Annotated in this window: 1 protein-coding gene; it reads right to left on the minus strand. The window is 71.7% G+C overall.

Annotated elements, in window-relative coordinates; genetic code table 11:
- Nucleotides 1–4 precede the first annotated feature (4 nt).
- Nucleotides 5–1,387: a M28 family peptidase gene (locus tag ACTIDRAF_RS0222000; RefSeq protein ID WP_016700869.1), complete on the minus strand. Its 1,383-nt coding sequence runs from the start codon at nt 1,385–1,387 to the stop codon at nt 5–7.
- Nucleotides 1,388–1,866: the final 479 nt, after the last annotated feature.

Genomic DNA, 1,866 nt, shown 5'->3' on the forward strand with positions numbered 1-1,866 from the left:
GGCGTCAGCGCCGGTAGCGGGCCACCTCATAGGTGGCCGCGCCCACGAGCTCGAGCGACACCCGCAGGCGCTCCAGCGAGATGTTGCGGTCGATGGTGTCCTCTGGCGTGTGGTAGATGGGCTCCAGCAGCGCTGGCCCCGCCTCTCCCCGCCAGCTGAAGTTCGCCGCCGCGATACCCCGCTCGTGGAACGGCACGTGGTCGCTCGCCCCGCGCGCGGTGGGACCGGAGACCTGGGGGACGTACCCCAGCCGCGCCGCCGCCTCGGCGACCCCCCGGGTAGTCAGGTTGTCCTCACCGTCGACCGACAACAACCAGTAGCGGTTGGCCGGGTCGTGGCTGGTGGCGACCATGTCGTTCTGGAAGCACCCGCTGATCCTGGCCGCCTCGGCATCGCTGAGCTGGTTGACGTAGTACCGGGAGCCGATGAGCCCCTGCTCCTCGGACCCCCAGAGCGCGAACCGGACGGTGTGCTGGGTGGGCAGGCTGCGGAAGACCCGGGCGAGTTCCAGGCAGAGCGCCGTGCCGCTGCCGTCGTCGTTGGCGCCCGGCGAGCCGGGCACGCTGTCGTAGTGGGCCGTGACCATCACCACCGGCGCGGTCTCGGGAGAACCGATCGTCGCCGGCCGCTCGGCGAGGACGTTGTACGAGGTGAGGTCGGAATGCCGCGTCAGGGCCGCGCGCAGCCGCACCGGGCCCGCCGCCAGCCGACGCCGCAGCCACTCGCCGTGCGCCTGGGCGAGCCCCAGCACCGGGATCGGCACCGGGTTGGCGAGGCTGGGCACGAAGCAGCCGGCCTTGCGGTCGGGGGTGGCCGAGGCCGCCACCAGCAACACGCCGGTGGCGCCCTGCTCCACGGCGGTCCGGACCTGGGCCTCCCGGTTGGCCGTGGTGTGGTCCACCAGGACCAGGCCACCCGCGAACCCGGCGGGGTACTCGGCCGGGGTGCCCGCGCCGACGTCGACGACGCTCCCCTCGACCTCGACGTCCAGCGGTCCCTGCGCCGAGGCGCTGGTCTGCCAGCGCTCCCCATCGGGCAGCACCACGTCGGCCAGGTACTTGTCCGCCACCGCGAACGGCTGCTGGGTGACCTGGTAGCCGAGGTCCCCGAACACACGCGCGGCGTAGTCCGCGGCTCTGTGCTCGGACTCGGTGCCACCGATCCTGGGGCCGATGTCCTCGCTGAGGTGGCGGATGTGCTCGAGCGCGCGCCGGGCGTCCACCCGGGCGGCGATGGCCTTGTCCCCCGGGGTGAGGTTGGGCGCTCCGGGTGCGCCGGTCCGGTGCCGGTTGGTGGCGGCCATCGCCTGCGACGACAGCCCGACCGAGGCGAAGGCGGCGAGCGCGAGTGCTCCACCCAACAGATCACGGCGCTTGAACGCGGACATCCAGCCACTCCTTTGTCCAGGGCAGCAACGGAACCAAGGAAATGCGTTCCGTAACTGATTCACCACATGGTGTGAAGCGCGCTTCGCTGAGTCCGGAGATTACGTGTGGTTTCTGTGATGAACAAGGGGCAAAGATCTCGAAACGATTCCCGATCGGTGTCCTTCGAGCCCCTGTCGGGTGAGCGCTTCCCGGCATCACTCCCAGCCGGGGGTGCTGAGCGCACCAGGGCGAGGCCCGGCACGGAAGGGCCGAGACCGGACCAGCGCAGCCGGAGAGCGGGAAGCCGGGACGCGGCGGACCCGGCCGCACCCTCCCCCAGACGGCCCACGAAATCAGGACCGGATGTTCCCGCAGGTCAACGCGTCGACCACCAGCTGAACCGGAACGATCGGAACGGGAACCGGAGGCTCCACCGCCACCCGCGAGCACGGGGACGCCCCGTCCGGGGAGCTGGTCACCCCGACCCCCGCCGTTCCCG

Origin of the sequence: Actinoalloteichus spitiensis RMV-1378 (assembly GCF_000239155.1) — a bacterium.
Taxonomy (GTDB): domain Bacteria; phylum Actinomycetota; class Actinomycetes; order Mycobacteriales; family Pseudonocardiaceae; genus Actinoalloteichus_B; species Actinoalloteichus_B spitiensis.

What these genes read in the sequence shown, in the direction of transcription:
- ACTIDRAF_RS0222000 (WP_016700869.1), bottom strand. Translation starts at nt 1,387, where the DNA reads ATGTCCGCGTTCAAGCGCCGTGATCTGTTGGGTGGAGCACTCGCGCTC.